Source organism: Frankia sp. AgKG'84/4 (assembly GCF_023242965.2).
Taxonomy (GTDB): domain Bacteria; phylum Actinomycetota; class Actinomycetes; order Frankiales; family Frankiaceae; genus Frankia.
Window position 1 is genome coordinate 1 of record NZ_JALKFU020000988.1, and the last position, 1,917, is coordinate 1,917.

Annotated in this window: 1 protein-coding gene; it reads left to right on the plus strand. The window is 76.5% G+C overall.

Annotated elements, in window-relative coordinates:
* On the plus strand, positions 1-1,917 hold a 1,917-nt coding region (locus tag MXD58_RS26620; protein WP_250610532.1), incomplete at both ends, for a non-ribosomal peptide synthetase.

Below are 1,917 nucleotides of genomic sequence, written 5' to 3' on the forward strand. Positions count from 1 at the left end.
GCTGTCGGCCGCGGTGACCGTCCCGGACCTGTTCGCACGGGCGGTCGCCACGCATCCCGACCGGACGGCGCTGGTCACGGCGTCGGGCCGGTTGACCTTCGCCGAGCTCGGCGCCGAGGTCGACCGGGTCGCCGGGCTGCTGGCCCGCCTCGGCGCCGGTCCGGAGACCGTGGTCGCCCTCGCGCTACCGCGTGCGCTCATGGTCCCGGCGATCTTCGGGGTGCTCGCTGCCGGCGCCGCCTACCTGCCGATCGACCCCGAGCAGCCGGCGCAGCGCCTCGCGTTCCTGCTCACCGACGCGTCTCCCGCGGTGATCCTCACGACCCGGGAGCTGACCGACCGACTGCCCACGACCGGGACCGCCGCCGCCGTCCTGCTCGACGACCCGAGCATCGCTGCTGTCCCGACCACCGCCGCCGACCCGACCACCGCCGCCGACCCGACCACCGCCGCCGACCCGACCACCGGGGCAGGCCCGACCGCCGGGCCCCGCCGGAGCGCCACGTCCGACCCGGCCGGGGCGGCCAGCGTCATTTACACCTCGGGGTCCACCGGCCGGCCCAAGGCCGTCGTCGGCACCCACCGGGGGCTGGTGAACCTGTTCGCCTCGCACGCCGTCGACCTCGTCGAACCGGCCGAGCGCGCCGCCGGGCCCGACCGGGGGCCGCTGCGGGTCCTGCACGCCGCGTCGTTCAGCTTCGACGGCTCGTGGGAACCGCTGCTGTGGCTGCTCGCCGGGCACGAGACGCATGTCGTCGACGAGCAGACCGCCAGGGACTCCGCCGCGCTCGTCGCCTACCTCGAACGGGCCCGTGTCGACGTGCTCGACCTGACCCCGACCTACCTGCAGGAACTGATGAAGGACGGGTTCCTGCGACCGGGCGGGCACCGGCCCGGGGTGCTGCTCGTCGGGGGCGAGGCGACCCCGGCGCCGCTGTGGGAGCGGCTGCGCGCACTCGACGGATTGGCCGCGCACGATCTGTACGGTCCGACCGAGTACTCGGTCGATGCCTACGGCTGGCACAGCATCGGCGACGACCCCCGTCCCGAGTCCGCACCCGCCGTGGCCCCGCCCGCCGGCACCGGCTGGGCGGCGCCGATCGCCAACACCCGGGCCTACCTGCTCGACGCGGCGCTGGCGCCGGTGCCCGACGGGGTTCCCGGCGAGCTGTACCTCGCCGGGCCCGGCATCGCCCGGGGCTACCTGGGCCGGCCGGACCTCACGGCCGCCCGGTTCGTCGCCGACCCGGCCGGCGCGGCGGGGGAGCGGATGTACCGCACCGGAGACCTTGCCCGGCGTTGCCCGGACGGCTCGCTGGCCTTCGGCGGCCGGTCCGACGACCAGGTCAAGCTGCGCGGTTTCCGGGTCGAGCTCGGCGAGATCGAGCGGGCGCTGGAGGCGCTGCCCGGCGTCGCCCAGGCCGCGGTGAGCTTGCGTCCGGACGCCCCGCCCGCCGTTCAGCTCGTCGCCTATCTCGTGCCCGCCAGCCTCGTGCCCGCCTCCGCGTCCCACGACGAGGCCGGGCGGGCGGAGCTGGGTGAGGCGGCGCGGGCGCACGTGGCGCGGGTGCTGCCGGCGTACATGGTTCCGCAGGCGGTCGTCGTGCTGGACCGGCTGCCCCGCACCGTCAACGGCAAGCTCGACCGGGCGGCGCTGCCCGAACCGGCGGCGCCTGCGCCGGCCGGCGGCCGGCGGCCCCGCGATGTCCGCGAGGAGCTGCTCGCCGAACGGTTCGCGGCCGTGCTCGGGGTCGAGCGGGTCGGCGTGGACGATGACTTCTTCGCCCTCGGCGGCCACTCGCTGCTGGTCATGCGTCTGTGCGCGGCGATCCGCACGACGTTCGGCGTCGAACTCACCCCCCGCGCGGTGTTCGAGGAGCCCACCGTCGCCCGGCTGGCCAGGCGCCTGGACACCGC